Annotated in this window: 26 protein-coding genes; 13 read left to right on the top strand and 13 right to left on the bottom strand. The window is 69.5% G+C overall.

Features of this window, described 5'->3' with window-relative positions:
• Window positions 1-272 precede the first annotated feature (272 nt).
• A complete protein-coding gene (locus FPZ11_RS17585) occupies window positions 273-1,232 on the bottom strand; it encodes an aldo/keto reductase (protein WP_210415911.1) in 960 nt (319 codons plus the stop codon).
• Window positions 1,229-2,530: an L-fuconate dehydratase gene (locus tag FPZ11_RS17580; protein ID WP_146322326.1), complete on the bottom strand. Its 1,302-nt coding sequence runs from the start codon at window positions 2,528-2,530 to the stop codon at window positions 1,229-1,231. The genes FPZ11_RS17585 and FPZ11_RS17580 overlap by 4 nt, the downstream gene beginning before the upstream one ends.
• A gap of 140 nt (window positions 2,531-2,670) precedes the next feature.
• On the opposite strand from FPZ11_RS17580, the gene FPZ11_RS17575 reads away from it, so the two are divergent.
• The 4 genes from FPZ11_RS17575 (at window position 2,671) to FPZ11_RS17560 (ending at window position 7,522) form a co-directional block, all read left to right on the top strand.
• Window positions 2,671-3,420: an SDR family NAD(P)-dependent oxidoreductase gene (locus tag FPZ11_RS17575; RefSeq protein ID WP_146322325.1), complete on the top strand. Its 750-nt coding sequence runs from the start codon at window positions 2,671-2,673 to the stop codon at window positions 3,418-3,420.
• A 139-nt stretch (window positions 3,421-3,559) separates the two neighbouring features.
• Window positions 3,560-4,813: an FAD-dependent oxidoreductase gene (locus FPZ11_RS17570; RefSeq protein WP_146322324.1), complete on the top strand. Its 1,254-nt coding sequence runs from the start codon at window positions 3,560-3,562 to the stop codon at window positions 4,811-4,813.
• 86 nt (window positions 4,814-4,899) lie between these two features.
• Window positions 4,900-6,456: a site-specific DNA-methyltransferase gene (locus FPZ11_RS17565; protein ID WP_146322323.1), complete on the top strand. Its 1,557-nt coding sequence runs from the start codon at window positions 4,900-4,902 to the stop codon at window positions 6,454-6,456.
• A gap of 166 nt (window positions 6,457-6,622) precedes the next feature.
• Window positions 6,623-7,522, top strand: coding sequence for an SGNH/GDSL hydrolase family protein (locus FPZ11_RS17560; RefSeq protein ID WP_146322322.1), 900 nt, complete (start codon window positions 6,623-6,625; stop codon window positions 7,520-7,522).
• Window positions 7,523-7,543: 21 nt separating this feature from the next.
• On the opposite strand, the gene FPZ11_RS17555 is transcribed toward FPZ11_RS17560, so the two are convergent.
• Window positions 7,544-8,215: a pentapeptide repeat-containing protein gene (locus FPZ11_RS17555; protein WP_168203900.1), complete on the bottom strand. Its 672-nt coding sequence runs from the start codon at window positions 8,213-8,215 to the stop codon at window positions 7,544-7,546.
• A 112-nt stretch (window positions 8,216-8,327) separates the two neighbouring features.
• Here FPZ11_RS17555 and FPZ11_RS17550 point away from each other — a divergent pair, with 112 nt between their 5' ends.
• From FPZ11_RS17550 to FPZ11_RS17540, 3 genes are all read left to right on the top strand, one after another.
• On the top strand, window positions 8,328-8,891 hold the full coding sequence (locus FPZ11_RS17550) for a MarR family winged helix-turn-helix transcriptional regulator (protein ID WP_168203899.1): 564 nt from the start codon (window positions 8,328-8,330) through the stop codon (window positions 8,889-8,891).
• Complete coding sequence (locus FPZ11_RS17545) at window positions 8,884-9,630, top strand: glucose 1-dehydrogenase (RefSeq protein ID WP_146322319.1); 747 nt, start codon at window positions 8,884-8,886, stop codon at window positions 9,628-9,630. The genes FPZ11_RS17550 and FPZ11_RS17545 overlap by 8 nt, the downstream gene beginning before the upstream one ends.
• 299 nt (window positions 9,631-9,929) lie before the next feature.
• Window positions 9,930-10,682 (top strand): SDR family NAD(P)-dependent oxidoreductase, encoded by a 753-nt coding sequence (locus FPZ11_RS17540; protein WP_146322318.1) that lies wholly within the window; start codon window positions 9,930-9,932, stop codon window positions 10,680-10,682.
• A 112-nt stretch (window positions 10,683-10,794) separates the two neighbouring features.
• Here the strand turns inward: FPZ11_RS17540 and FPZ11_RS17535 are convergent, their stop codons facing one another.
• The 5 genes from FPZ11_RS17535 to FPZ11_RS17515 form a co-directional block, all read right to left on the bottom strand.
• A complete protein-coding gene (locus FPZ11_RS17535; RefSeq protein WP_168203898.1) occupies window positions 10,795-11,850 on the bottom strand; it encodes an SDR family NAD(P)-dependent oxidoreductase in 1,056 nt (351 codons plus the stop codon).
• A gap of 14 nt (window positions 11,851-11,864) precedes the next feature.
• Window positions 11,865-13,181 carry an aspartate kinase gene (locus tag FPZ11_RS17530; RefSeq protein ID WP_146322316.1) on the bottom strand — a complete coding sequence of 439 codons (1,317 nt, stop codon included), beginning with the start codon at window positions 13,179-13,181 and terminating at the stop codon, window positions 11,865-11,867.
• 268 nt (window positions 13,182-13,449) lie between these two features.
• On the bottom strand, window positions 13,450-14,739 hold the full coding sequence (locus FPZ11_RS17525) for an MFS transporter (protein ID WP_168203897.1): 1,290 nt from the start codon (window positions 14,737-14,739) through the stop codon (window positions 13,450-13,452).
• Window positions 14,736-15,239 (bottom strand): MarR family winged helix-turn-helix transcriptional regulator, encoded by a 504-nt coding sequence (locus tag FPZ11_RS17520; protein WP_146322314.1) that lies wholly within the window; start codon window positions 15,237-15,239, stop codon window positions 14,736-14,738. Before FPZ11_RS17520 ends, FPZ11_RS17525 begins: the two co-directional genes overlap by 4 nt.
• A gap of 136 nt (window positions 15,240-15,375) precedes the next feature.
• Window positions 15,376-16,254, bottom strand: a complete 879-nt coding sequence (locus tag FPZ11_RS17515; protein WP_146322313.1) for a sigma-70 family RNA polymerase sigma factor — start codon at window positions 16,252-16,254, stop codon at window positions 15,376-15,378.
• A 104-nt stretch (window positions 16,255-16,358) separates the two neighbouring features.
• Here FPZ11_RS17515 and FPZ11_RS17510 point away from each other — a divergent pair, with 104 nt between their 5' ends.
• Window positions 16,359-16,862 (top strand): carboxymuconolactone decarboxylase family protein, encoded by a 504-nt coding sequence (locus FPZ11_RS17510; protein ID WP_246846368.1) that lies wholly within the window; start codon window positions 16,359-16,361, stop codon window positions 16,860-16,862.
• 106 nt (window positions 16,863-16,968) lie between these two features.
• Here FPZ11_RS17510 and FPZ11_RS17505 read toward each other — a convergent pair whose 3' ends face one another.
• Both FPZ11_RS17505 and FPZ11_RS17500 read right to left on the bottom strand, forming a co-directional pair.
• The gene (locus FPZ11_RS17505) at window positions 16,969-17,397 is read right to left on the bottom strand and encodes a type II toxin-antitoxin system VapC family toxin (RefSeq protein WP_146322312.1); all 429 of its coding nucleotides are present in this window, start codon (window positions 17,395-17,397) and stop codon (window positions 16,969-16,971) included.
• Entirely contained in the window at window positions 17,394-17,648 is a 255-nt protein-coding gene (locus FPZ11_RS17500; RefSeq protein WP_146322311.1) for a type II toxin-antitoxin system Phd/YefM family antitoxin, read from the bottom strand. Before FPZ11_RS17500 ends, FPZ11_RS17505 begins: the two co-directional genes overlap by 4 nt.
• 238 nt (window positions 17,649-17,886) lie before the next feature.
• Between FPZ11_RS17500 and FPZ11_RS17495 the strand changes: the two genes are divergently transcribed.
• Window positions 17,887-18,291 (top strand): nitroreductase family deazaflavin-dependent oxidoreductase, encoded by a 405-nt coding sequence (locus FPZ11_RS17495; protein WP_146322310.1) that lies wholly within the window; start codon window positions 17,887-17,889, stop codon window positions 18,289-18,291.
• Between the two features lie 4 nt (window positions 18,292-18,295).
• Here FPZ11_RS17495 and FPZ11_RS17490 read toward each other — a convergent pair whose 3' ends face one another.
• Window positions 18,296-18,844: an SET domain-containing protein gene (locus FPZ11_RS17490; RefSeq protein WP_146322309.1), complete on the bottom strand. Its 549-nt coding sequence runs from the start codon at window positions 18,842-18,844 to the stop codon at window positions 18,296-18,298.
• 78 nt (window positions 18,845-18,922) lie between these two features.
• On the opposite strand from FPZ11_RS17490, the gene FPZ11_RS17485 reads away from it, so the two are divergent.
• Complete coding sequence (locus tag FPZ11_RS17485; RefSeq protein ID WP_146322308.1) at window positions 18,923-20,242, top strand: threonine/serine exporter family protein; 1,320 nt, start codon at window positions 18,923-18,925, stop codon at window positions 20,240-20,242.
• Window positions 20,243-20,265: 23 nt separating this feature from the next.
• Here FPZ11_RS17485 and FPZ11_RS17480 read toward each other — a convergent pair whose 3' ends face one another.
• Window positions 20,266-20,676, bottom strand: coding sequence for a (deoxy)nucleoside triphosphate pyrophosphohydrolase (locus FPZ11_RS17480; RefSeq protein ID WP_146322307.1), 411 nt, complete (start codon window positions 20,674-20,676; stop codon window positions 20,266-20,268).
• Between FPZ11_RS17480 and FPZ11_RS17475 the strand changes: the two genes are divergently transcribed.
• On the top strand, window positions 20,675-21,067 hold the full coding sequence (locus FPZ11_RS17475; RefSeq protein ID WP_246846366.1) for a GntR family transcriptional regulator: 393 nt from the start codon (window positions 20,675-20,677) through the stop codon (window positions 21,065-21,067). The two genes, FPZ11_RS17480 and FPZ11_RS17475, sit on opposite strands and share 2 nt — an antisense overlap.
• Window positions 21,068-21,111: 44 nt before the next feature.
• Here FPZ11_RS17475 and FPZ11_RS17470 read toward each other — a convergent pair whose 3' ends face one another.
• On the bottom strand, window positions 21,112-21,756 hold the full coding sequence (locus FPZ11_RS17470) for an NUDIX hydrolase (protein WP_146322306.1): 645 nt from the start codon (window positions 21,754-21,756) through the stop codon (window positions 21,112-21,114).
• A gap of 113 nt (window positions 21,757-21,869) precedes the next feature.
• On the opposite strand from FPZ11_RS17470, the gene FPZ11_RS17465 reads away from it, so the two are divergent.
• Window positions 21,870-22,160: a hypothetical protein gene (locus FPZ11_RS17465; RefSeq protein WP_146322305.1), complete on the top strand. Its 291-nt coding sequence runs from the start codon at window positions 21,870-21,872 to the stop codon at window positions 22,158-22,160.
• A 122-nt stretch (window positions 22,161-22,282) separates the two neighbouring features.
• Window positions 22,283-23,626, top strand: coding sequence for an ADP-ribosylglycohydrolase family protein (locus tag FPZ11_RS17460; protein WP_367889449.1), 1,344 nt, complete (start codon window positions 22,283-22,285; stop codon window positions 23,624-23,626).
• Window positions 23,627-23,657 lie beyond the last annotated feature (31 nt).

Raw genomic sequence — 23,657 nt, 5'->3', positions numbered from 1 at the left:
TGTGCCGGAGAACGAGCATCCCGCGCCGCACTTACCCACATCCGCCGAGCGTCGCCCCGACCGCTCGCCGCTTTCACCGCCCGCCGAGAAGCCAGAAAACGCGATCCCCGCCCCCCAAGTGATCGCATTTCCTGACTTCTCGGTGGGGTGACTCGTCGAGGAGTCAGGAAATGCGGTCACTCGGGGGCGGTCGCGTTTTTCGACTTCTCGGTGGGGCGTGGCGCGCGCGGGCGCGCGAGCGCGCGGGCGCGGGCGCTCGGGCGGCGCGAGCGCTACGCGGGGATGAGGGCGCGCTCGGCGAGCGCGCTCCACAGCGACTCGGGGATGTCCGCGGCGAGCCGGGCGAGGTTCTCGCGCACGGCATCCGGGTTGGCCGTTCCCACCACGATCGACGCCACGATCGGGTCGCGCAGCGGGTACTGCAGCGCAGCGGCGGGAAGCTCCACGCCGAACTCGGCGCACACCCGCGCGAGCTCGCGCGCACGCTCGATCGTGGCGGCAGGCGCCGCCTCGTAGTTGTACGTCGCGTCCGATGCCGGAGTCGACGTCGCGAGCAGGCCCGAGTTGTAGACGGCTGCGGCCACGATCCGCGTGCCGTGCTCCCTGCAGGCGGGAACGAGGTCGTCGAGCGCAGGCTGCTCCAGAAGCGTGTATCGCCCCGCGATCATGACGAGGTCGAGGTCGCTCTCGCGCACGGCACGGGTCGCCACCGACGCATCGTTCACGCCGATGCCGATCTGCCGCACGAGCCCCTCCTCGCGCAGCTTCACCAGCGCGGGCAGGCCCTCGCCGAGCCCGCGCTCGACGTCGTACACGTCGGGATCGTGCAGATAGAGGATGTCCACACTGTCGAGCCCCAGCCGCCGAAGCGACTCCTCGAGGCTGCGACGGATGCCCGTCTCACTCGGGTCGAACCTGCGCACGAGCTCGTCGGGAACGTCGAACTGGTGGGCGAGGTCTCGTCCGCCCGCGAAGTCGGGATTGGGTTCGAGCAGCCGCCCGACCTTCGTCGAGATGACGAACTCGTCACGCGGCTTCTGCCGCAGGAACGCGCCGAGCCTGCGTTCACTGAGCCCGAGTCCGTAGTGCGGCGCAGTGTCGTAGTAGCGGATGCCGCCCTGCCACGCGGCATCCAGCGCGGCGGCCGCCCGTTCGTCGCTGACCGCCCGATACAGGTTGCCGATGGATGCCGCACCGAACCCGAGCGGGCAGGTCACGGTCTCGAGGCTCACGCGAGGGCATCCGTGCGCTCGGGCTTCCACTCGAACTCGTCGAGCGACGCTGCGATCATCTCCGTGCCCGCCCCCGGCGCGGTCGGCGTCACGTAGCGTCCGTTCTCGACGACGGCGGGAGTGACGAAGTGCTCGTGCAGGTGGTCGACGAACTCGATCGTGCGGCCGTCCATGCTGCCGCTCACGGCCACGAAGTCGAACATGGAGAGGTGCTGCACCGCCTCGCACAGGCCGACGCCGCCGGCGTGCGGGCACACCGGAACGCCGAACTTGGCGGCCAGCAGCAGGTTGGCGATGTTCTCATTGACGCCGCCGACGCGCGCAGCGTCGATCTGCATCACCTGCAGAGCGTCGGCCTGCAGCATCTGCTTGAACACGATGCGATTCTGCACGTGCTCGCCCGTCGCGACGCGAATCGGTGCGACGCCGCGGGCGATCGCGGCGTGACCCAGAATGTCGTCGGGGCTCGTCGGCTCCTCGATCCAGGCCGGGTCGAACTCCGCGAGCGCGCCCACCCAGTCGATCGCCTCCTGCATGCCCCAGCGCTGGTTGGCGTCCATCGCGATCGGGAACCCGGCGCCGAGCACCTCGCGCGCGATGCGGAAGCGGCGGATGTCGTCGGCCAGGTCGGCGCCGACCTTCAGCTTCACCTGCTCGAACCCTGCGGCGACGGCCTCGCGGCACAGACGGGAGAGCTTCTCGTCGCTGTAGCCGAGCCATCCGGGTGTCGTCGTGTAGGCCGGGTAGCCGATCTCGAGCACCTCGGCGATACGTGCCTCGCGGCCCGGCTCGGCGGCGCGCAGAATCTCGAGCGCCTCCTCGGGCGTGAGCGCATCGGTGAGGTATCGGAAGTCGACGAGCGACACGAGCTCCTCGGGGCTCAGCCTCGACAGGTGCAGCCAGAGCGGCTCGCCCGCTCGCTTGGCGCGCAGGTCCCAGAGCGCGTTCACCACGGCACCGATCGCCATGTGCATGACGCCCTTCTCCGGGCCGAGCCAGCGCAGCTGCGAGTCGTGCATGAAGAGGCGGGATGCCTCGCCCATGTCCGCCAGCAGCTCCTCGACGTTCCGGCCGAGAAGGTGGCCGCGCAGGGCGTCGAGCGCCGCCACCTCGACATCGTTGCCGCGGCCGATCGTGAAGACGAAGGCGTCGCCGGTGAGTCCGTCTCCGGCATCCGTGCCGATGCTCACGTAGGCCGCGGAGTAGTCGGGGTCGGGATTCATCGCATCCGACCCGTCGAGTGAGAGCGAGGTGGGGAAGCGCACATCCCTGGTGTCGACGGCGACGATCGTGCTCATGGCATCCTTCGGATCAAACGGTGCTGGTGTGCAACCATTATGCCTAAACATCGGATGTTTGGCACATCAACGCTCGATCGTTGTGCCAGAATCGACACGCATCCCGCCGACACATCGGACGAACACGAGATTGGACCACTATGACCGACTTCACAGGACTCGTCGCGATCGTCACGGGCGGCGCCTCGGGCATCGGTGCAGCCATCACCCGTCGGCTGCGGGCGGACGGTGCTCGTGTCGCGGTCTTCGACCTCGCGCCCGACGCGGCAGAAGCCGACCTCGCCGTGCACGTCGACGTGCGCGATGACGCGACAGTCGTCGCCGGCGTGCAGCGCGTCATCGACGAGTTCGGACGCATCGACATCGTCGTGAACAACGCCGGCATCGGGGCGCAGGGCGACGTCGCCGGGAACTCCGACGACGAGTGGCTGCGCGTGCTCGACGTGAACGTGGTGGGCATGGCGCGTGTCTCGCGGGCCGCGCTGCCCTCGCTGCGCCAGTCGCCGAGTGCTGCCATCGTGAACACGGCATCCATCGCGGCCACGGCCGGCCTGCCGCAGCGCGCGCTCTACTCGGCGTCGAAGGGCGCCGTGCTGTCGCTCACCCGCGCGATGGCCGCCGATCATCTTGCCGAGGGCATCCGGGTCAACGCCGTCAGCCCCGGCACCGCCGACACCCCGTGGGTGGGGCGCCTGCTCGACTCCGCGCCCGACCCGGCCGCCGAGCGCGCCGCACTCGAGGCACGCCAGCCGCACGGCCGCCTCGTCTCGGCAGACGAGATCGCGGATGCCGTCGCCTACCTCGCCAGCCCGGCCGCCGGTTCCACGACCGGCACGGCCATCGAGGTCGACGGAGGCATGTCGGGCCTGAGGTTGCGGCCCCGCGACTGACGCTCGCGGAGCGGGGACACGGCCCCGCGGACGGCGGCGTCGAAGCAGCTCCTGCGTGCCGAAGGCCGTCGACGATGGTGTTCACCGCCCACGGAAGGGGACTGGCGCGGGCCACCATGCACGGCGTAAACGTTCGGTCATGAGGATTGCGGTCATCGGTGCGGGGATCGCAGGGCTCGCCGCCGCCCTGCTGCTCGACTCCGCTCACGAGGTCACCGTCTTCGAGCGCAGCGAGCGGCTCGGCGGGCACGCGCGCACCGAGCAGATCACGCACGGCGGACGTCGTGCACACGTCAACCCCGCGTTCGGATACGTCGCTCCCGCCATGTATCCGCGATTCATCCGGCTGCTCGACCTGCTCGGCGTTGCCCGGATGCCCGCCCCCGCGTCCGTCACGCTCGGCTCCGGGACGTCGGCTCGCGCGGCGTTCGTCACCCCCACGCTGAGCCCGCTCCGCGCGACGCCCGTGCTCGCGCCCGGCAGCCTCGGCCGTCTGCTGGCCGTGCGACGGGTGCTGCGCGCAGCGCGAGCACTCGACGACCTCGACGACTGGCGCACGACGCTCGAAGATCTCGTCGAACCGCAGCCGGTGCCTCGCTCCGTCAAAGACGAGGTGCTCTATCCGTGGGCCGCAGCGCTGAGCGGCGTGCGCATCGCCGAGGCGAAGGGCTTCTCGGCGCGCGCGGCGCTCACCTATCCGGTGCACGTTCAGCCGGAGGGTGCTCTGCGTCCGTTCCGCCTTCAGGAGCTCGAGGGCGGGGTCGAGTCCTACGTCGCTCCACTCGTCGAGTCGCTCCACTCGACGACGATCAGGACGAACGTCGAACTGCTGTCGCTGGAACGCGCCGACGGGGAGTGGCGGCTGGTCGAGACATCCGGTGATCGACACGGGTTCGACGCGGTCGTGCTGGCGACACCCGCATTCGAAGCACTCGCGCTCGTCAAGACGCTCGCCGGCACGGCCCATCTTCGCGCCGTGCTCGACAAGTTTCCCTACGGCAGCACGCGCGTCATCGTGCACTCCGACACGTCGTGGATGCCTCGCCGTCGCACCGACTGGTCGGTGTACAACGCCCGCCACGATGGAGGAGAGTGCGAGGCGACCATCTGGTGCCGGCACAGCGGCGAGTTCGACTACTTCAAGAGCTGGGCCAGCTTCACGGATGCTCGTCCGTCGCTCGTGCACGCCGAATTCGAGTTCCATCACCCTCGGCTGACGCCGGGCTACTACCGCGCGCAGGCCGCGCTCCCCGCGCTGCAGGGCGACCAGGGTCTGTGGTTCGCGGGTTCCTACATCGAAGACGTCGATTCGCACGAGAGCGGAATCGGTTCGGCCATCCGCATCGCCGAACGCCTGAACCCGAGCTCCGCGATGCTCGCAGCCGTGCGGTGAAGGCCGAGACGACGCGCGACCGCCAGACGTCAATATGGTGGAAGCGCATGCCGCCGAGCACGGGCGCGATCACTGACAGAGGGCCGATGGACGAACGCACGAACGAACGGGTCGAGGCGATCGCCCGTCTGTATCCGCACGTCGTCACCGAGGTCGACGACGGCGCAGGCGGCGTGCGCCGCGCGATCGACTTCGACCTGCTGCGGCACGAGCTCTCGGATGTCGCGGTCGACGGCCCGCGCGAACGGTACCGGCTCGAGTGGCCGGGCAAGCGCGCCGCAGCCTCGAGCGCGAAGACGGAGCCGACCACGCGGCTGCGCGAGGCGGCGCAAGGAGCGGAGAGCGGGCCATCCACCGACAACGCGATCATCGCCGGCGACAACCTCGAGGCGCTGAAGCTGCTGCGGCACACGCACGCGGGCGCCGTGAAGCTCATCTACATCGATCCGCCCTACAACACGCGCAACGACTTCGTCTATCACGACGACTTCAGCATCGGTGTGCGGGCATTCCGCGAACACGCCGCGGACGACGAGACGGATGCCGGCGGCCGGCTGCACTCCGACTGGCTGAGCATGATGTACCCGCGGCTGCTGCTCGCGCGCGACCTGCTCACCGACGACGGTGTCGGGTTCGTGAGCATCGACGGCAATGAGCTGGCCCAGCTCAAACTGCTGCTGGCCGAGGTGTTCGGAGCGCGCAACGTGTTCGCCACGCTCGTGTGGGTGAGCAACCTCAAGGGCAGGCAGATCTCCGACGGCGGACCGGCGGGCACCCACGAGTACATCGTGTGCTTCGCGCGCGACGCGGATGCCGTCGCCCGCTTCCGCGGCTCGGCGAGCGCGTTCCACGAGCTCATGCCCGCCGTCTACCGCAGTCCCGGCTATGCGGTGAAGCACGACGATCGCGGACCGTACGTGACCAAGAACGAGCTCTACAACACCAACTCCCGGTTCAACGAGCGCACGGCGCCGACGATGGTGTTCCGCATCCATTACCACCCGGGCACCGGCGAGGTGCGCGTCACCGACATCGACGACGACACCGCCTTCGATGGATTCGTCACGGCGATGCCGCACACCAACCACCGCGACGACGTGCGCTGGCACGCGTGGCGGTGGAGCCGGGGACGCATCCTGGCGGAGCACCACGATCTGGAGTTCGACACCGCAGGCGACACCCTGCGCATCCGCACCAAGGTGCGCGACATCGACGGCATGACCATGAAAGACGTCATCATGGGGCCCAGCACTCTCACTGGGCAACGCGACCTCGACGAACTCGGCATGCACCGGCTCTTCGACAACCCCAAGCCGGTCTCGCTGCTGCGCACGCTCATCGCGGTGACCACGTCGGGCGACGACCTCGTGCTCGACTTCTTCGCGGGCTCCGGCACGACGGGACAAGCCGTGATGGAGCAGAACGCGGCCGACGGCGGTCGACGCCGTTTCCTGCTCGTTCAGCTCGACGCGCCCGTTCCTCCGCACTCGGCCGCCGCGAGCGCGGGCTTCGCGACCCTCGTCGACGTGACCGTGGAGAGGATGCGCCGTGCCGGCGAGCGCATCCGCGCGCGTTCGACTCCGGGCGAGGCCTGCCCGGTCGACACCGGCTTCCGGCTGCTGCACCTCGCCCCCGCTGGTTGAGGAGCACGCCGAAGGAGCGCGTCTCGAAACCACGCCTGCGTTGCTGCACGGTGTGCGGGTTTCGAGACGCGCCGCTGCGCGGTGCTCCTCAACCCACGGCAGGGCGCCAAGCGGCACCCCAGCGGGCATCCACCGCCCACCCGGTCTGCTGCACTACCCTCGCAGGATGCGCAGACACCCGACGGCTCGCGTTCGCGCCGCCGTCGGTGCGCTCGTGCTTCTCAGCCTCACGTTGCTCGCCGGATGCTCGGCGTCGGACTCGAGCCGACCCGCGGCATCCACCCCCGCGAGTTCCGCCCCGCAGACGACGGCGCCCCCGCTGCCGACGCCCACCTCGACGCTGCGCACCGGCACGGCGTCGGATCCGCTGCGGTACGTCGCCCTCGGCGACTCGTATTCCGCCGGAATGGGCGGCGGAGACGAGCACGGCGCCTGCGTGCGCAGCCCCAACGCCTACCCGAAGCTGCTCGCGCAGTCGAACACGATCACGCTCGCGCGTTTCGCGGCCTGCTCGGGTGCCACGACCGACGACGTGCTCGCCGACCAGCTCGACGCGCTCGACCCGCAGGTCGACCTCGTCACCATCACGATCGGCGGCAACGACCTGAGCGTGAGCGCGCTGCCCTCGGCCTGCGCGCGCGGCGAGACCCCGACCTGCCGCGCGGCGGTCACCACCTCGGTGAACCTGTTGAACTCGCTGCCGCACAAGCTCGCGAAGACGTACAAGGCCATCGCGCAGGCGGCGCCGCACGCGCGCATCCTCGTGGCCGACTATCCGCTGTTCTACGACCTGCCGACCATCACCGACAAGACGATCGGATCCGACCAGGTGTCGGCGGCCGTCGCCGTGGACACCGCCGTCGCGTCGCTCGACGCGACCATCGAGACGGCGGTGCAGAAGCAGCGCGAGGCGGGCACGGACATCCAGTTCGTCGACGTCTCGTTCGGCGGGCACGGCGTGAGCAGCAAGCATCCGTGGTTCGTGCTCAAAGGCCTCGAGGCGTTCCATCCCACCGAGGCCGGTTACCAGCGCTACGCGAAGACGATCGCCGCGTTCATGCACTGAGTCGGCGCGTACGCGACGCCGTCACTCGACGCGCAGCCCCAGTTCGGCGGCGAGCGCCGGAGCCAGCCCGAGCAACTGGTCGAACGACACCACGGCACCCCGCAGCGACGCCACGCCACGCACCTGGTCGAGGTCGCATCCGCGCAGGTCGACGTCGACGAGACGGGCGTGGGATGCCTCGAGCACCCCGATGCGGCATCCCTCGAACCCGACGCGCGTGGCCTTCACGTCACCGAGATCGAGCTCGTCGATGGTGCAGTCCTCGAAGACCACGTCGACGAGCTCCGACGCCCGCAGGTTGACGAAGCCCAGCTTGCAGCCGTGCAGCCGCACGGAGTGCCACGCGCTCTCGTAGAGCTCGACCGCACCGATGCGCGAGGAGCGCAGCTCGACGTCGCGCCAGTCCCCGCCCTGCGCCGCGAGCACGGATGCCGTCACGCCGTCGAAGCGCGTCTCGCGCAGGTGCGAGTCGATCATGCGCACGTAGGAGAGATCCAGCCCGGTCAGCGTGCACTCCGAGAGACCGAGGCCGGGGAGATCGGCGCCCTGCAGCGCGTGCGGCTCGTCTGCGGAGACGAACGCGAGCGCCTCGAAGTCGCCGTGTGCGCGCAGCGTCGTCGGGACGGCATCCGTGAGGTCGTCGAGCAGAAGCCGGTCGAGACGTGGTGCGTTCACGGGTTTGGGGCGGGGCATGGCGCGACGGTAGCACGCACGGCAGACGCCCCTCCCGTTCACCCTCCGTTCACTTATGTTGCATACCGCAACACAACGGCGTATCCTAGAGGTCATCGAGGGGGCGATCGGAATGGTCGACACAGCCGATGCCGCACGGCACGCCGAGCGCGACACCGCGGTCGCGCGCATCCTGCACGAGCTCATCGTGGTGGCGCGGCGCGGCGTGATCAGCGCCCGCGTCATCGAGGCTCACTCCGACGGACCCGACCTCACCGAGGCCGAGCAGTCGATCCTCGCCTACCTTGCCGAGCGGCCCGGCATCCGGTCCACCGATGTCGCCAGCGCCTTCGCGCTCAACCGGTCGACGGTCTCCCGCCAGCTCGACCGGCTCATCGACCTCGGCCTCGTACAGGTCGTGGATGCCGCCGGTCGCGGCCGCCCGCTCGAGCTCACGCTCCTGGGCCACTCCCTCTACGAGCACACCATCGCGCGGCTGCGTGCGGAGACCGCCCAGCGGATGTCCGGCTGGAGCGACGCGCAGGTCGCCGAGTTCGCGGCATCCCTGCTCCGTTTCAACTCCCCCGAACCACCGGGGGACGCCGTGACACCGGCCCCGCCGACACCTGTCGTGGCGAGCGACCACGCGTTGCCCGCCTCATCTCCCACTTCCAACGAAAGGCACACACATGACTGAGCAGAACGGCCGGGTCGCCGGCAAGGTTGCGATCGTTTCCGGCGGATCCCGCGGGATGGGCGCGAGCCACGTGCGCACTCTCGTCGCCGAGGGCGCGAAGGCGGTCATCGCCGACGTGCTCGACGACAACGGCAAGGCGCTGGCCGCCGAACTGGGCGAGAACGCGATCTTCGTGCACCTCGACGTGACCGACCCCGAACAGTGGACGGCCGCCGTGCAGGCAGCGGTCGAGGCGTTCGGCACCGTGGACATCCTGGTCAACAACGCCGGCATCGCCAACGGCGCTCCGCTCGAGTCGTTCCCGACGGATGCCTGGCAGAAGATCCTCGACATCAACCTCTCCGGCGTGTTCTACGGCATGCGAGCCGTCGTCCCCGTGATGAAGCAGCACTCCAGCGGCTCGATCGTCAACGTGTCGTCGGTCGAGGGCCTGCGCGGGTCGGTCGGCCTGCACGGCTACGTCGCGTCGAAGTTCGGCGTACGTGGCATCACGAAGTCGGCGGCGCTCGAGCTGGGGCCAGCAGGCATCCGGGTCAACTCGATCCACCCCGGTCTCATCGAGACGCCGATGACCACCAACATCTCCGCGGAGAGCCTGCAGATCGCCCTCGGCCGCGCCGCGCAGCCCGCCGAGGTGTCGAAGCTCGTGCTGTTCCTGGCCTCCGACGAGTCCAGCTACTCCACCGGCGCCGAGTTCGTGATCGACGGCGGCCTGGTCGCCGGCGTCCCCCACAACTAGCGTCTCGCCCGCGCTCGCCGTCCGACCGCACCGACCGCACCGACCACACCGACCGGCAGCATCCGCACCGACCGGCAGCATCCGCACCCGCCCGTCGCCCACCCGGCCGACCTCCCACCGCGCCACCACGGCGTCACGAATACCGGAGGGAGAGCGCTCACGGACCAAGAACCGGCGAAAAGCTCCGGTCCTCGGCGCCTCCTCCGGTCTTCACACCGGGTCGAAAGGGACAACAGGTCGGCCGGCCGCGGACAACGGCTGACACAGCAGACAGCAGACAGCAACAGGAAGGAAGAACAATGGCACACGAATTCGACGGCAAGGTCGCGCTCGTCACGGGCGGGGCATCCGGAATCGGCAAGGCGGTCGCGCTGCAGCTCGCGGCACAGGGTGCGGCGGTCGGCGTCGCCGACCTGCGCGAGGATGCCGCCCAGCAGGTGGTCGACGAGATCACGTCGGCGGGCGGTCGTGCGATCGCGATCGGCGCAGACGTCGGCGACCCCGACCAGGTGAAGGCCGCGGTGGATGCCACGGTGCAGGCCTTCGGATCGCTCACCCACGCGCTCAACAACGCCGGCATCGGCGGACCGTCGGGCCCCATTCAAGACGTCGACATCGACGGCTACCTCAAGCTCATCGACGTGAACCTGCACTCGGTGTTCTACGGCATGAAGTACGAGATCCCGGAACTCCTGAAGGCCGGCGGCGGCGCGATCGTCAACACCTCGAGCATCCTCGGTCTGGTCGGAACACCGCTCGCCGTGCCGTACGTCACTGCGAAGCACGGAGTGGCGGGCATGACCAAGGCGACGGCACTGCAGGTGGCGAGCCAGGGCATCCGCATCAACTCGGTGCACCCGGGCTACATCGACACCCCGCTCCTGCAGGGCATGCCGCAGGAGGCATACGACGCCCTCGTCGGCCTGCACCCGATCGGACGACTCGGCACCGCGGACGAGGTGGCGGAGCTTGTCGTGTTCCTGCTGAGCGACCGCGCGTCGTTCATCACCGGCTCGCAGCACGTGGTCGACGGCGCGTACACCGCGCAATAGGCCGTCGCCCGCGCTCGCGAGGCCGACGAGACGTCGAAAATTGCGATCACGACCACCGTCTGACCGCGTTTCTTGACGTCTCGTCGGCCTCGCGGAGCGCGGCGCGCTGCGGTCAGCGAGGAGCGATGAGGGCTGCCGCTGCGTTCCAGAGTTGCGCGGCCGCGTCGGGGTCGGTCATGGTGCGGAACGGCGCGCGTCGACGTGGCGGTCCCGCCGCACCGAACCAACGCGACGGCGCATACAGGTCCGGCATCGCCGCGACCGGTGACGCCCTGTCTGCCGGCGCTCCGTCCGCCGTGGCCCCGTCCGCCGACACCACGCCCGCCTCCGCGGCCGTCGTCTCTCCAGAGGGCGCCGCGGCGACGGGTCTCTCGGCGGTCAGCGCAGCGACAGCGGTCAGCGCAGCCTGCTCGGGCGGGTTGCCGAGGTGCCGCGTCGCCGCATCGACAACACCGCGGGGCAGCATCGCACGGATCGGCGGTGCGATCGCGGTCGCCGGCGCGATTCCCGGATGGCAGAGGTTCACCGTGACGCCCCGGCCGTCGTGGGCGTCCCTCGCGCCGCGGCGCTGCAGCTCCACGCCGAACAATCCGAGGGCGATCTTCGAGGTGCGGTACGCCCGCAACGCGCTGTATCTGCGCTCGCTCTGCAGGTCGTCGAAGCGAATCCGGCCTTGCACGGCGGCGAGGCTGACCTGCGCGACGATCCGCGTGCCGCTGGCGATCAACAGCGGAAGCAGGTCCGCGACCAGTGCGAAGTGCCCCAGGAAGTTCGTCTGCAGGTGCATTTCGAAACCGTCCCCGGTGACATGGCGTGTGCGATCTCCGAACAGCACGACCCCGGCATTGAGCACGAGGCCGTGGATCGGGGCGCCGTCGGCGACGAGCGCCTCGGCAAGTGCGTGCGTCGAGGTCAGGCTCGCGAGGTCGAGGTCGCGAAGGGTGATGCGGGCATCCGGAATCTCCTCGAGGATGCCCGCCCGCACCCGCTCGCCCTTCTCACGATTCCGCACTGGCATCACGACCTGCCCGCCGGCACTCGCGACGAGCCGGGCGATCTGCACCCCGATGCCGTCGCTCGCGCCCGTGATGAGCACGGTGCGGCCCTCGTATCGTGTACGGGCGCACGCGATCAGCTCGGTCTCCGTCGCGGCCGGACCGGCAGCCACGATCGGCGGACCCGTTACCGGCCGGTGCCGGCGTAGACCACGGCCTGCGTCTCGGCGTCGAGTCCGAACGCCTTGTGCACGACCCGCGCCGCCTCGGCGACGGTATCGGCCCGCGTGACGACCGAGATGCGGATCTCGCTCGTGGAGATCATCTCGATGTTGATGCCCGCGGTGAACAGCGCGTCGAACAGCGCGGCGGAGACGCCGGCGTTCGACCGCATGCCCGCACCGACGAGCGCGAGCTTGCCGATCTGGTCGTCGTACTGCAGCGACTGGAATCCCACGTCGGACTGCTCGGCGCGCAGCGCCTGCAGCACGCGCTGCCCGTCACCCTTGGGCAGCGTGAACGAGATGTCGGTGAGGCTGGTGGCCGCGGCCGACACGTTCTGCACGATCATGTCGATGTTGGCGTTGGTCTTCGCCACGATCTTGAAGATCTGCGCGGCCTTGCCCGGAACATCCGGAACTCCGACGACCGTGATCTTGGCCTCGCTCAAGTCGGTGGCCACACCGGCGATGATCGGCTCTTCCACTGTCTTGCCTCTTTCTTGAAGTCTTCCCTGCAGCGCCGCGAGCTTCTCGGCGTAATCATCCGTGGTCTCGTTGAGCACGTAGGTGCCCTCGCCGTTGTTGAACGACGACCGAACGTGCAGCGTCACGCCGTGCCGGCGCGCATACTCGACCGCGCGGATGTGCAGCACCTTGGCACCCGAGGCCGCCAGCTCGAGCATCTCTTCGCTCGTGATGTAGTCGATCTTCTTGGCCATCGGCACGACGCGAGGGTCGGAGGTGAACACGCCGTCGACATCCGTGTAGATCTCGCAGACGGATGCCTCGAGCGCGGCCGCCAGCGCGACCGCCGTCGTGTCGGACCCTCCTCGACCCAGCGTGGTGATGTCGCGCGACTCGCGGCTGAACCCCTGGAAGCCGGCCACGATCACGATCGCACCCTCGTCGACGGCCTCGCGGATGCGGCCGGGAGTGACGTCGACGATGCGCGCGGCGCCGTGGCGGGCATCCGTGATCATGCCGGCCTGGCTGCCGGTGAACGAGCGCGCGTCGTAGCCCATCGACTTGATCGCCATGGCGAGCAGCGCCATCGAGATGCGCTCGCCCGCGGTGAGCAGCATGTCCAGCTCCCGCGGCTCCGGAATCGGTGTGACCTGATGGGCGAGGTCGATGAGCTCGTCGGTGGTGTCGCCCATCGCGCTGACGGCCACGACCACCTCGTTGCCGGCCTTGCGCGTCTCGACGATGCGCTTCGCCACGCGCTTGATGCTCTCGGGGTCGGCGACGGATGAACCGCCGTACTTCTGCACGATCAATGCCACGTGGAGACTCCTGAAGGGTGGGATGCCGGCGACTGCAGCGGATGCCCGCGCGTCGCGCTCGGTATCCCAATCCTACCGAGCACCACATGCTCGTCTGCGCGTGTGACGAGGGCAGCGCGTGCCAGACCGTGCCGAAAAGCGGCACTTCTGCGCGACACGCCGCGCGTGTGCGGGCGAGCACGGCATGTCGCCTCAAAACTCCGATTTTCGGCACGCCCGCACCGCCGGCTGCGACGAGGGCCACGCCCTCGAGCTCCGACGCCACCCGCTACGACGGTGCCGACGAGGCCGCCTGCGCGACGGCATCCGCATCGGTCTCCGGGGCATCCGCCCGCCATGCCCGCAGGCTCGGGATGGCGACACTGATGATGCCGGCCCCGATGACGCACGCGATGCCGCCGAGCCACGCGCTCACGGAGCCGGAGGCGACCGACGCCACGGCGCCTGCGCGCACGTCGCCCAGGCTCGGGCCTCCGGCACCCACCAGGAAGTCGAGGGAGTTCATGCGGCCGCGCAGGGCATCCGGTGTCGAGCGCTGCAGCATGGTGCCGCGGCTCACGACGGTTCCGGTGTCGGCAGCGCCCGCGATCACGAGGCCGACCAGCGCGAGCGGCAGCCATGCGCTCAGCCCGAACACCGCGACGCCAGCGCCCCAGATCGCGCAGCAGATCACCATGACCACGCCCTGGCGCGGCTGCTTCGTGATGCGCCCGGAGAACACGCCGGCGAGGATGCCGCCCAGCCCCACCGCAGGCAGCATCAATCCCAGCGTGGCCGGCGATCCGCCGAACCGCTCGGCGTTGATCACGGGGAACAGCGCCATCGGCATCGCCAGCACCATGGCGTTGAGGTCGGTGATGAACGCGCCTATCAACACGGGCGTGCGGAACAGGAACTTCACGGGCGCGAGCATGCCACGGCCCTGCGCGCCGTCACCGGTCGCCGGTTCGGGCAGGGAGGCATCCTTCGGCAGCGCGCCGATTCCCCAGAGCCCCGCGATGAAGGTCGCCGCGTCGGCGGCCAGGCACACCGCCACCCCGAACTGCGCCACGATGAGGCCGGCGGCGAACGGTCCGGCAAGCGCCGCCACCTGCGACGACAGGCGCATCAGGGCAAGTCCGCCGCTGAGCTGCTCGCCGTCGAGCAGGCGCGGTGCGAACGTCTGCGCGGCCGGGAAGGCGATCGACCCGAGACCCGACCCGATCGCGATGAACACGAACACGATCGGCACGTTGGCCCATCCCGCGAAGACGACCACGGCGAGCGCGAGTGACACGAGCATCTGTGTGAGGCGGGTCGCCAGCAGCAGGGTGCGCCGGTTCATCCTGTCGGCGAGGATGCCCCCGAGCAGCCCGCCGAGCACGATCGGCACCGCGCGCACCACACCGCTCAGTCCCACGATGAGCGCGGAGTGCGACAGCTCCCACACGTAATAGAGGAGTGCGAACGAGCTGAGCTGCGAACCGAACCCGTTGATCGTGGTGCCGATCCAGAACGCGCGGAACGCCGGGATCTCGCGCAGCGGCCCGATGTCGACAAGGTGATCGCGCAGGCTCACAATCGTTGCTCACCCATGCGGCGCAGGAAGCGGTCGCGGAACGGCTCGCGGTCGAGCGCGGCGTTCATCGCGGCGACCAGCTCGTCGAGCGAGAAGCCCGCTTCCGACGCCGCCTCGTGCACGGCATCCTCGGTGGCGTACCACTCCTTCCACAGTTGCGGGGCGACCTCGCGGCCGCGTGCGGTGAGCGAGATGATGCGGGAGCGGGCATCCTCGCCGGGCTCGGACTCGACCAGGCCCTTCTTGCGCATGGCGGCGACGGACTGGCTCATGGCGGAGTGCGTGACACCGCAGCGTTCGGCGAGATCGCGGATGCTCATGGCCCCGTCTTCGAGAAACATCAGCGCCGCGCTGAACCGCGTCGGCACCCCCTCGATGCCGAGCGCGGTGTAGGCGTCGGCGATGCCGTCGTCCATGCGCTGCTGCAGTGCGCGGAACGGCCGCCAGGCGCTCGGGAGCTCGGCGATGGTGCGTGGGCGGACGGACTCATCAGATGTCACAGCGCTAATATAACAGGACTGTTGGAATTATGCGGTGGCCACGTGCGGGGCTCGCCACATCGTGCCCAGGCAATGACAGCGCGGCTGTGGCGTCGAGGCGTTGGCGCTCCAGGCGCCCGCGCCCGCCGCCCCCGCGTCACGCCGGCAACCGGATGCCCGCCAACCGCTCCTCCCCCGTGTACGCGTCAATCCCGATGACGACGTCGCCCTCGACCTCGAACGCCATCAACGAGACAGGCACGCCGCCGGCCAGCACGAGCGCACCGGGACGCCCGTCGATCGAGACCGGCTTCAGCACGGCACCCGGGTTGGAGAACATCAGCGCGCGCGAGGCGACGGTCGTCGCTCCGCGCACGATCGCGGTCGCGGAGAGCCCACCGTCGACCCGCAACGCGACATCGGGGGCGAGCAGAGAGACGAGGCCGTCGAAGTCACCTTCTCGCGCCGCGGCGAAGAACGCGTCGACGATGCGGCGACCGGGCTCGGGGCTGCTGTCGGAGGCATCCGTCGTTCCGGACTGCGCTCGCACCCGGCGTCGCGCCCGACTCGCCAGCTGACGAGCGGCCTCGGGCGCTCGGTCGAGCAGCTCGCCGATCTGCTCGAACGGCACATCGAAGGTGTCGTGCAGCACGAACGCGACCCGCTCGGCGGGGCTGAGCCGGTTCAGCACGAGCAGCAGCGCGGTCTCGACGGCGTCGGTGAGCTCCGCGGACGCCTCAGGGTCGCCGACCGAGCCCGCCGGCTCCACGATCGGGTCGGCGAGCGCGTCGTCGTACTCGCTCTCGCCGCGTGTGGCGCGCGAGCGCAGCATGTTCAGCGACACGCGCGAGGTCACAGTCGTGAGCCAGCCGCCGAGGTTGTCGATCTCGTCGTCGCCCGTGCGGGCGAGGCGCAGCCACGTCTCCTGCACGGCGTCGTCGGCTTCGGCGCCTGAGCCGAGCAGCCGGTACGCGAGGCGATGCAGCCGGTCGCGGTGCTCCTCGAACTGCGCGGCGAGAAGTTCTTGGTCGGTCATGTCACGTTTCCTTCGACTCGCGGGTCATCAGTGTGTTCGTTCGAAATGACCCGCCGCAACGAGTCGATGTGACACGCACCGGCATCAACCTTCAAGGAGAGATCATGTCCGACACCACCGCCACGACCATCGACGCCGAGCCGTTCGTCACGATGAGGGCACGGATGCCGCACCCCGCATTCCTGCTCGAGGGCGGTTTCGATGCGCTGTCCGCCATGAACAAGGTGGCGGGATCCACGGAACTTCCCGCCGCGACCCTGCACCTCGTCTCGCTGCGAGCCAGCCAGATCAACGGATGCTCGTGGTGCACCGTCGAGCACACACGCGAGCTGCGGGAGGATGACGGCGCGAGCGACGCGCGCATCGCTGCCGTGGCATCCTGGCGCGAAGCCCCCTACTTCACCGCTCGCGAGCGCGCGGCCCTTGCGCTCACCGAGGCCGTGACGCGCGTGGCCGACCGTCCCGACCCGGTCTCCGACGAGCTCTGGGCCGAGGTCACAGCCCTCTTCAGCAAGAAGGAGGTCTCCGCGCTGCTCTTCGCGATCGGCACCATCAACGTGTGGAACCGCATCAACGCCGCGATCCGCCAGCCCGCGGGCGCACGCTGAGCGCCCCGTCAGCGGGCGCGCGTCCTTCCCGCGGGTTGAGGAGCACGCGAAGCGCGCGTCTCGACACCCGGGCCGCGTCGACGCAGTCCCGTCGGCGCGGCCGGCGTCACACTCGACCGATATCGACCGTGGCCAGCCCTCGGTCGGCCCACGCCGCGAGGAGCGCCCGATCGCCTGACACCGCAACCACGTCGGCCGCTGCGATCGCCAACGCCGCGGCGCAGTGCACAGCGTCATACCCGCGCAGCCGGTGCGCGAGCGCATCCTGCGCCGCGTCTCGACAGAGCGGTTCGTCGAGCTCGACGACATCGAACCTTTCCCACGCCGCCTGGAATGCCTTCACCGCCTCCTGAAGCTGCGCTTGCGTCATGCGACCATGTCGCTCGGCCTGCGCGAGCGCGGCCGTCGTCTCGACGTAGCTGATGCGACACGAGACTGCTCGCTCAGCACCGAGCGCCACCCGTCGACACAGCTCGGTCGCCGGCTCCGGCACGATCAGCGGCACGATCGCCGAGGTGTCGAAGTAGGCGATCATCGACGCTGATCGGCGATGAGGTCGCTCACCGTGCCCTCGATCTTCACCGGCTCGGGGAGCTCGGCACGTGGAACCCGCGCGGGCGTGACCCGCCCCTCGGCGATGAGGCGATCAAGCGGGGAGGGAGCGTCGATCGGGGTGATGCGGGCGATCGGATGCCCGTGCTCGGTCACCGTGATCACCTCGCCCGCCTTGACGGCGTCGAGGTGGCGGCTGAGGCCGTTGCGCAGGTCGCGGATGCCGACATCCATATTCAGTCCTTCAATGTGGCGACTTTTAGGCCACTTATTATAGCCACTTCTGCTTCTGCGTCGCGTCTTCATCTGTCCAGGCTGTCCCGCAGTCGACTATCGCGGTGGCCTCATCCGCGGAAATGTGCACGACGCCCGCGATGACTCCTCTGGGGAGGAGAAGTCGCGGGCGTCGAGGGTCGCCATCTTTCTCCCGACGTGCCGCGCACGCCCCGCGCCCACGGGGCATCCTGGAACCATGTCCGAGCAGAAGCCACGTCCCCGCGCGCAACAGGCGTTCGAACCCGTCGCAAGGTCGCTGGCCGGCCGACGCTGGTTTCCGCTCTGGGCGGTGGTCCACCATCGCGGACGTCGCAGCGGCACGGAGTACGCGACCCCCGTCGCGGTCGTGCCGACGCTGGACAAGTCGGTGATGCTGATCGGCCTGCCGTGGGGCGTCACGACGAACTGGGCGCGCAACGTGGTCACCGCTGGAGGCGCGACGGTGACGTGGAAAGGTCGCGACCGGAGCACGACAGCACCGCGCATCGTCGAACCCGCGGAGGCCGTTGCACTGAGCAAGCCACTGTTCCGCTTCGTACTGCGGCGGATGCCCGGCGCGATCGTGCTCGAACGCGACCCAGAGCATCCAGGCCGCGGCTGAGGCTTCAGCTCCGGGCGTCGGGCGCCCTGTCGATCTTCTGCTGCAGGTACGTGGAGAACCACCCGCGGTAGCGCTGCTGCAGCTCGGGGAGCATCCAGTCGCGGCCGTCGATGACGTGCCGACAGGCATCCGTGCCGCACTCGCACCGCATGGAGCCGTCGTAGTCGTCGAACAGGGCGTAGTCGGTGGTGAGCTCCTCGCCGGCCGCGACGTCGCGCATCGCGACGAACACCACGTTGCCGCCGATGCCCACGTTGGGCGCGCACGAGTGGTTGAGGAACAGCATCACCGGCTCGTACTCGTCGAGCGTGAGGGCCACGAGGTGCAGGTCGTCGGTGATCTGGATGTCGGAGTTCTGCAGCAGCTCGGGCAGAGCGTGCAGCTGCGCAGTCGTGACGATGTGTCCGCCTTTGACAGCGACGGCCTCGCCCGCCGCGATCGCCTCGGTGGCGATCAGCCCGCGGCCGGCGATCTCGCTGGCGACGCCTTTGCGGGCCTTCGGGGTGATCCAGGATGCGATGGGCACGGCGGATGCCGTCGGCTCTGCAGACATGTCCGCCACGGTACGCCACGCGGCCGCCTCACGCGTAGGGTCGCATCCATCGGCGTGCACACCGCGAGAGGAGACCCGATGGCGAGGCCCGAGGAAGAGCCGCTGGATGCGCCGGGCCGCATCCGCATCGTGCTCGACCTCGCGATCAGGCTCGCCGAGGTGCTGTTCGCCTCGGGCGCGGGCGCAGCCGACACCACGACCGCGATGACCGCGATCGCGCGCGTCTACGGCGTGCGCAATGTGGACTCCGACGTCACGCACACCGCCCTGAGTCTCACGTGGACCAATCCGAGCACGTACGAGTCGGTGGCGCGGCGCCGCACCATCGCTGCACGCAACATGGACTTCTCGAAGCTGACGTCGGCATCCGCCCTCTTCGCCGACATCACCGACGGCCGCGTGTCGCTCGACACCGCACGGCGCAGGCTCGCGCGCATCACCTCGCGCAAGCCGCGGTCGCGGCTCGTGCTGCGCATCGGCTGGAGCCTGATCGGCGCCGGCGCCGGCCTGCTGCTCGGGGGCGACCTCGTGATCGCGGCCGTCGCATTCGTCGCGGCGTTCGTGCTCGAGAGCATCACGTCGGCGATGGCCGCACGCCGCGCGCCCGTGTTCTTCACCAGCATCGTCGGCGGCCTGATCGGCCCGATCGCGGCGGTGCTCGTGCACCTGGTCGATCCACAGGAGTCCGCACGCCTCGTGGTGATCGCGACGATCATCGTGCTGCTGGCCGGCAGCCTCATCTTCGGCGGCGTGCAAGACATCCTCTCCGGCTTCTACCTGACCGGGCTCGCACGCCTCACGGAAGCCGTTGTGGTGACGATCGGCATCGCCGCGAGCGTGCTCGGCGCCTCGGTGCTGTTCACCTGGTTCGGACTCTCGATCGACGTGATCTCCGGCGGCGTTCCGACCGGCGGCCCCGTGTTCGTCACGGTCGTCGGCGCCATCGTGATCGTCATCGGTTTCGCGCTCGCCTGCCAGCTTCCCTGGCGCGCGCTCTGGGCCGTCTGCGTGCTCGGCGCGATCGGCGAGGCCATCTACCTCACGTGCTCGACCTTCTCGCTGGGGCCGGTGTGGTCGTCGGCGATCGCCGCGGTGGTGGTCGGGATGCTCGCCTCGATCCTCGCGCGCTGGAGCCGCACCCCGATCCTCGCGCTCGTCATCACGGGCCTCGTTCCCCTGCTGCCTGGACTCGTCATGTTCAACGCCCTGATGAAGCTCGCGTCCGGCGCGGTCGACGGCCTGCTCGACGCGCTCGTGGCGGCCGCCGTCGCCGCCGCGCTGGCGGCCGGCGCGATCGCGGGGCAGTACATTCTGCAGGCGTCGTGGCGCAACACGTCTCGGGTCGTGCGGCGGGGGCGCGGGCCGATCCTGTCGATCGCGTCACAGCGGCGGAAGTAGGGCGGATCCCTGCCGCGCGCTCCTCAACCAACGGGTGGCTGCGCACCCTCTATCAGCAGCTCGACGGTGGGCTGATCAGGCTCCGGCCAATCGACGTCGCGCAGCTCGTCGCGACGGAACCAGCGGATGCCGTCATGGTCCGTGCTCGAGACGGGCGCGGCATCCACCAGCGTCGCCCAGCGGCACTCGAGGTCGACGAGCCGCCCGTTGACCTCGGTGGTTCCGCGATGCAGCAGGCCGCCGACATGGATGCCCACCCCGAGCTCCTCGCAAATCTCCCGAACCAGCGCCTCGGCCGACGACTCCCCCGCTTCGGCCTTGCCGCCGGGGAACTCCCACAGCCCGCCCGCCTCGCGGTCCGCGTTGCGGCGGCAGGCGAGGATGCCGTCGCCGCGCGTGATGACGGCGGCGACGACGTGGATGGTGGCGGGCATGGGTCCAGTGTGGCGTGACATGCTGGCAGACGTGCTGACCATCGACCCGTCACTGCCGACGCCGCTCTTCGAGCAGCTGCGCGACCAGCTCATCGCGCAGATCACCTCGGGCGAGCTCGCGCCGGGCGACAAGCTTCCCTCGGTGCGGCAACTGGCCGAGGATCTCGAGCTCGCGCCGAACACCGTCGCCCGCACCTACAAGGAGTTGGAGGCGTCCGGGTACGTGGTGACGCGGGGGCGGAACGGGACCGTGGTCGCGGAAGACCTTGCGGGCAGCGAGACCCATCGGCAGGTCGCGGCGCTCACCGATGACTACTTGGCGGCAATGGCGAAGCTCGGGTTCAGCACCGAACGAGCGGTCGCATACCTTCAGCGGAGAACGGGACGCTAAGGCTCGTCGCTCGCACCGACAACATCGCTCCGGAAACGGACGGTTCACTCCCTCACGTACAGCTCCGCAGGCCTCCCGCGTCCGCCGACGAATGACTCGCCCGTTGCGACCAGCCGCGGCAGCATGGCGCGGCGAAAGGTGTCGGGCAGCAGACGTTCGCCGAGCACGGTCTCGTGCAGTCTGCGCAGTTGTCGAAGTGTGAACGGATGCCGCAGGAGGCCCATCGGGTCTGCCTCACGTCGATAGGCGCTGCGCACTGCGTCCACCGCGAACTCCACGATTGCCGCGTGGTCGTAGTGCAGCTCCGGGAGGTGCGCGGTCGGAACAATGCGGGTGTTCGCGGCCCCGGCCAGCTTGCCGCTCGGGATCGCGTCATAATGCGCGACGCTCAACACCCACCCACGACCATCACGATCTGGCGCGTCGAACACGTGCAACTGTCGCGGGCGGATGCCTGACACACCGGCCTTCTCGCGCAACGTGCGCCGAACGGCATCCGCCAGCCGCTCGCCGGGGTGGAGGAACGTTCCAGGCAGCCGCCAGTCTTCGACCCCTCGAGGTGAGCGAGGGTCGGCGACCAGCAGCACGCTCAACTCGCCCTCATGAAGCGTCAAGATCGCGACATCGATCGCCACCGACGGTCGCGGGTACGACTCGAGCGAGCGTTGGGCGCCATCGGTGTGAGCCATGCGGCTATTTTACGCAGACTTGCGCTTTATACACATCGGGTACAAACTCATCTTAATAACTCAAATCTGCGTTAATTCAGACGCCGGCTCGACGTCCGATGAGAGGAGCGATCATGACACACCCCAACAGCTTCAAGGACGGCGAATTCGGTTTCGCGCCCAGCGTGTTTCTCGGCGGCCCCTTCGATGGCGACCGTTACCGCCTTCCGATCCTTCCCGACGGCGACGTCCCTTCGATGGCGTCGCTCCCCACGGCTTCGGCGGGATCCGCCAAGCGCATGGCCGCCTATGCCCGCCACAACGACGAGCCGATCGGCGGCTGTTACGTCTTCATCTTCGAGGGATACAACGACGCCGGCGGCGAAAGCCGCACCGCCGAACAGCACCGACAGACCGCCCACTGACGACACGGGGACAACACAGTGAACCACGACCTCTCTACCCAGCAGCTCGACCGCGCTCTCGGCACTGTGCTCGCCTCAGCGGCAGGTGACGCACTCGGGCGCCGTACGAGTTCGGGCCTTCCATCCCGGACACCGAGCCAGTCCTCCTGCAGCCTGGCCGCGGGTGGGAACTCGGCGAGTGGACGGACGACACCAGCATGGCTGTGCCGATCCTCGATGCCTTGGCGCGCGGCGAACGCCTCGATGATGCAGAAGTGCTCGGCGCCATCGTGCGCGAGTGGCGCGCCTGGTCGAAGACCGCAAAGGACGTCGGTATCCAGACCCGACGTCTTCTCACCTCGTTGAGCCCTGACGCCACCGAGCACGACTCCCTCCGCGCCGCACGTGCCGTGCATGAGGCGACGGGCAGGTCGGGAGGCAACGGCTCCCTGATGCGCACTGGCCCGGTCGCGCTCGGATTCCTCGGCGGTGACGCTCCTCAGAGTCGGCGCGCGCTGTCTGTCGCCGCGCGTCGACTCAGCGACCTCACGCACTACGAGCAGGATGCCGGCGACGCGTGCGTCATCTGGTCCCTCGCCATCCGTCACGCGATCCTGTCCGGTGAGTACGACGTGCGCAGCGGCATCGAGGTGCTGCCCGAGGCCCGGCGTGCGCGCTGGCACCAGCTGCTCGATGTGGCGGAGTCGAACGCGCCAAGGGACATCCCCGGCTCGAACGGCTGGGTCGTCGCGGCACTGCAGGCCGCCTGGTCCGCGATCGTGCGCGGTGAGGGCCTGCTCGACACGCTCGAGCGCGCCGTGCGCTGCGGTCACGACACGGACACCGTCGCCGCCATCGCCGGCTCCCTCGCCGGTGCGAAGTGGGGTGCATCCGCTCTCCCCTGGTCGCTGCGCCGCCATCTGCACGGCTGGCCCCGCATCAACGGAGACGAGCTCGTTCGCCGTGCCGCACTCGCTGCGCGCGGCGGGCATCCGGATGACGACGGCTGGCCCTCGGCAGACCGTTTCAGCCCGACTCCCCTGCATGCGCCGGTGCGGCATCCATTCGATGACGGGGTGTGGCTCGGCGCGCTCGACGGTCTCGACCACCTGCCCGAGGGTGTGGATGCCGTCGTGTCGCTGTGCCGCACCGGCCGCGCCCAGACGCCCGGCTTCGTTCAGCCGGAGAACCGCGACGCCGTCTGGCTCATCGACCGGCCCGGCAGAAACGCGGACCCCGAGTTCGTGCTGGCGGACACCGCGGATGCCATCGCAACCCTTCGCGCTGAGAGTCGCGTCGTCTACGTCCACTGCTATGAGGCTCGCAGCCGTACGCCCTCTGTCGCGGCGGCATACGCCGTGCGACACCGCGGAATCGACCCGGATGCCGCGTTCGACGCCATCGCACGAGTACTGCTGACCTCGGACCCGAAGGAGTTCTTGGTCGATGCGGTGCGGCGGCTCGGCGGTCCCACCTTCGCGGGATAGCGGACTCGTCGGGTGTTTGCGAGCATGGCGA

Origin of the sequence: Humibacter ginsenosidimutans (assembly GCF_007859675.1) — a bacterium.
GTDB lineage: Bacteria > Actinomycetota > Actinomycetes > Actinomycetales > Microbacteriaceae > Humibacter > Humibacter ginsenosidimutans.
Note: the sequence above shows the minus strand (reverse complement) of the source record. Positions and strands in the feature narration are given on the sequence as shown.

Coding starts and splice junctions, on each gene's coding strand:
- FPZ11_RS17580 (WP_146322326.1), bottom strand. CDS start 2,530: ATGAGCACGATCGTCGCCGTCGACACCAGGGATGTGCGCTTCCCCACC.
- FPZ11_RS17575 (WP_146322325.1), top strand. CDS start 2,671: ATGACCGACTTCACAGGACTCGTCGCGATCGTCACGGGCGGCGCCTCG.
- FPZ11_RS17570 (WP_146322324.1), top strand. CDS start 3,560: ATGAGGATTGCGGTCATCGGTGCGGGGATCGCAGGGCTCGCCGCCGCC.
- FPZ11_RS17565 (WP_146322323.1), top strand. CDS start 4,900: ATGGACGAACGCACGAACGAACGGGTCGAGGCGATCGCCCGTCTGTAT.
- FPZ11_RS17560 (WP_146322322.1), top strand. CDS start 6,623: ATGCGCAGACACCCGACGGCTCGCGTTCGCGCCGCCGTCGGTGCGCTC.
- FPZ11_RS17555 (WP_168203900.1), bottom strand. CDS start 8,215: ATGCCCCGCCCCAAACCCGTGAACGCACCACGTCTCGACCGGCTTCTG.
- FPZ11_RS17550 (WP_168203899.1), top strand. CDS start 8,328: ATGGTCGACACAGCCGATGCCGCACGGCACGCCGAGCGCGACACCGCG.
- FPZ11_RS17545 (WP_146322319.1), top strand. CDS start 8,884: ATGACTGAGCAGAACGGCCGGGTCGCCGGCAAGGTTGCGATCGTTTCC.
- FPZ11_RS17540 (WP_146322318.1), top strand. CDS start 9,930: ATGGCACACGAATTCGACGGCAAGGTCGCGCTCGTCACGGGCGGGGCA.
- FPZ11_RS17515 (WP_146322313.1), bottom strand. CDS start 16,254: ATGACCGACCAAGAACTTCTCGCCGCGCAGTTCGAGGAGCACCGCGAC.
- FPZ11_RS17510 (WP_246846368.1), top strand. CDS start 16,359: ATGTCCGACACCACCGCCACGACCATCGACGCCGAGCCGTTCGTCACG.
- FPZ11_RS17505 (WP_146322312.1), bottom strand. CDS start 17,397: ATGATCGCCTACTTCGACACCTCGGCGATCGTGCCGCTGATCGTGCCG.
- FPZ11_RS17500 (WP_146322311.1), bottom strand. CDS start 17,648: ATGGATGTCGGCATCCGCGACCTGCGCAACGGCCTCAGCCGCCACCTC.
- FPZ11_RS17495 (WP_146322310.1), top strand. CDS start 17,887: ATGTCCGAGCAGAAGCCACGTCCCCGCGCGCAACAGGCGTTCGAACCC.
- FPZ11_RS17490 (WP_146322309.1), bottom strand. CDS start 18,844: ATGTCTGCAGAGCCGACGGCATCCGCCGTGCCCATCGCATCCTGGATC.
- FPZ11_RS17485 (WP_146322308.1), top strand. CDS start 18,923: ATGGCGAGGCCCGAGGAAGAGCCGCTGGATGCGCCGGGCCGCATCCGC.
- FPZ11_RS17475 (WP_246846366.1), top strand. CDS start 20,675: ATGGGTCCAGTGTGGCGTGACATGCTGGCAGACGTGCTGACCATCGAC.
- FPZ11_RS17480 (WP_146322307.1), bottom strand. CDS start 20,676: ATGCCCGCCACCATCCACGTCGTCGCCGCCGTCATCACGCGCGGCGAC.
- FPZ11_RS17470 (WP_146322306.1), bottom strand. CDS start 21,756: ATGGCTCACACCGATGGCGCCCAACGCTCGCTCGAGTCGTACCCGCGA.
- FPZ11_RS17465 (WP_146322305.1), top strand. CDS start 21,870: ATGACACACCCCAACAGCTTCAAGGACGGCGAATTCGGTTTCGCGCCC.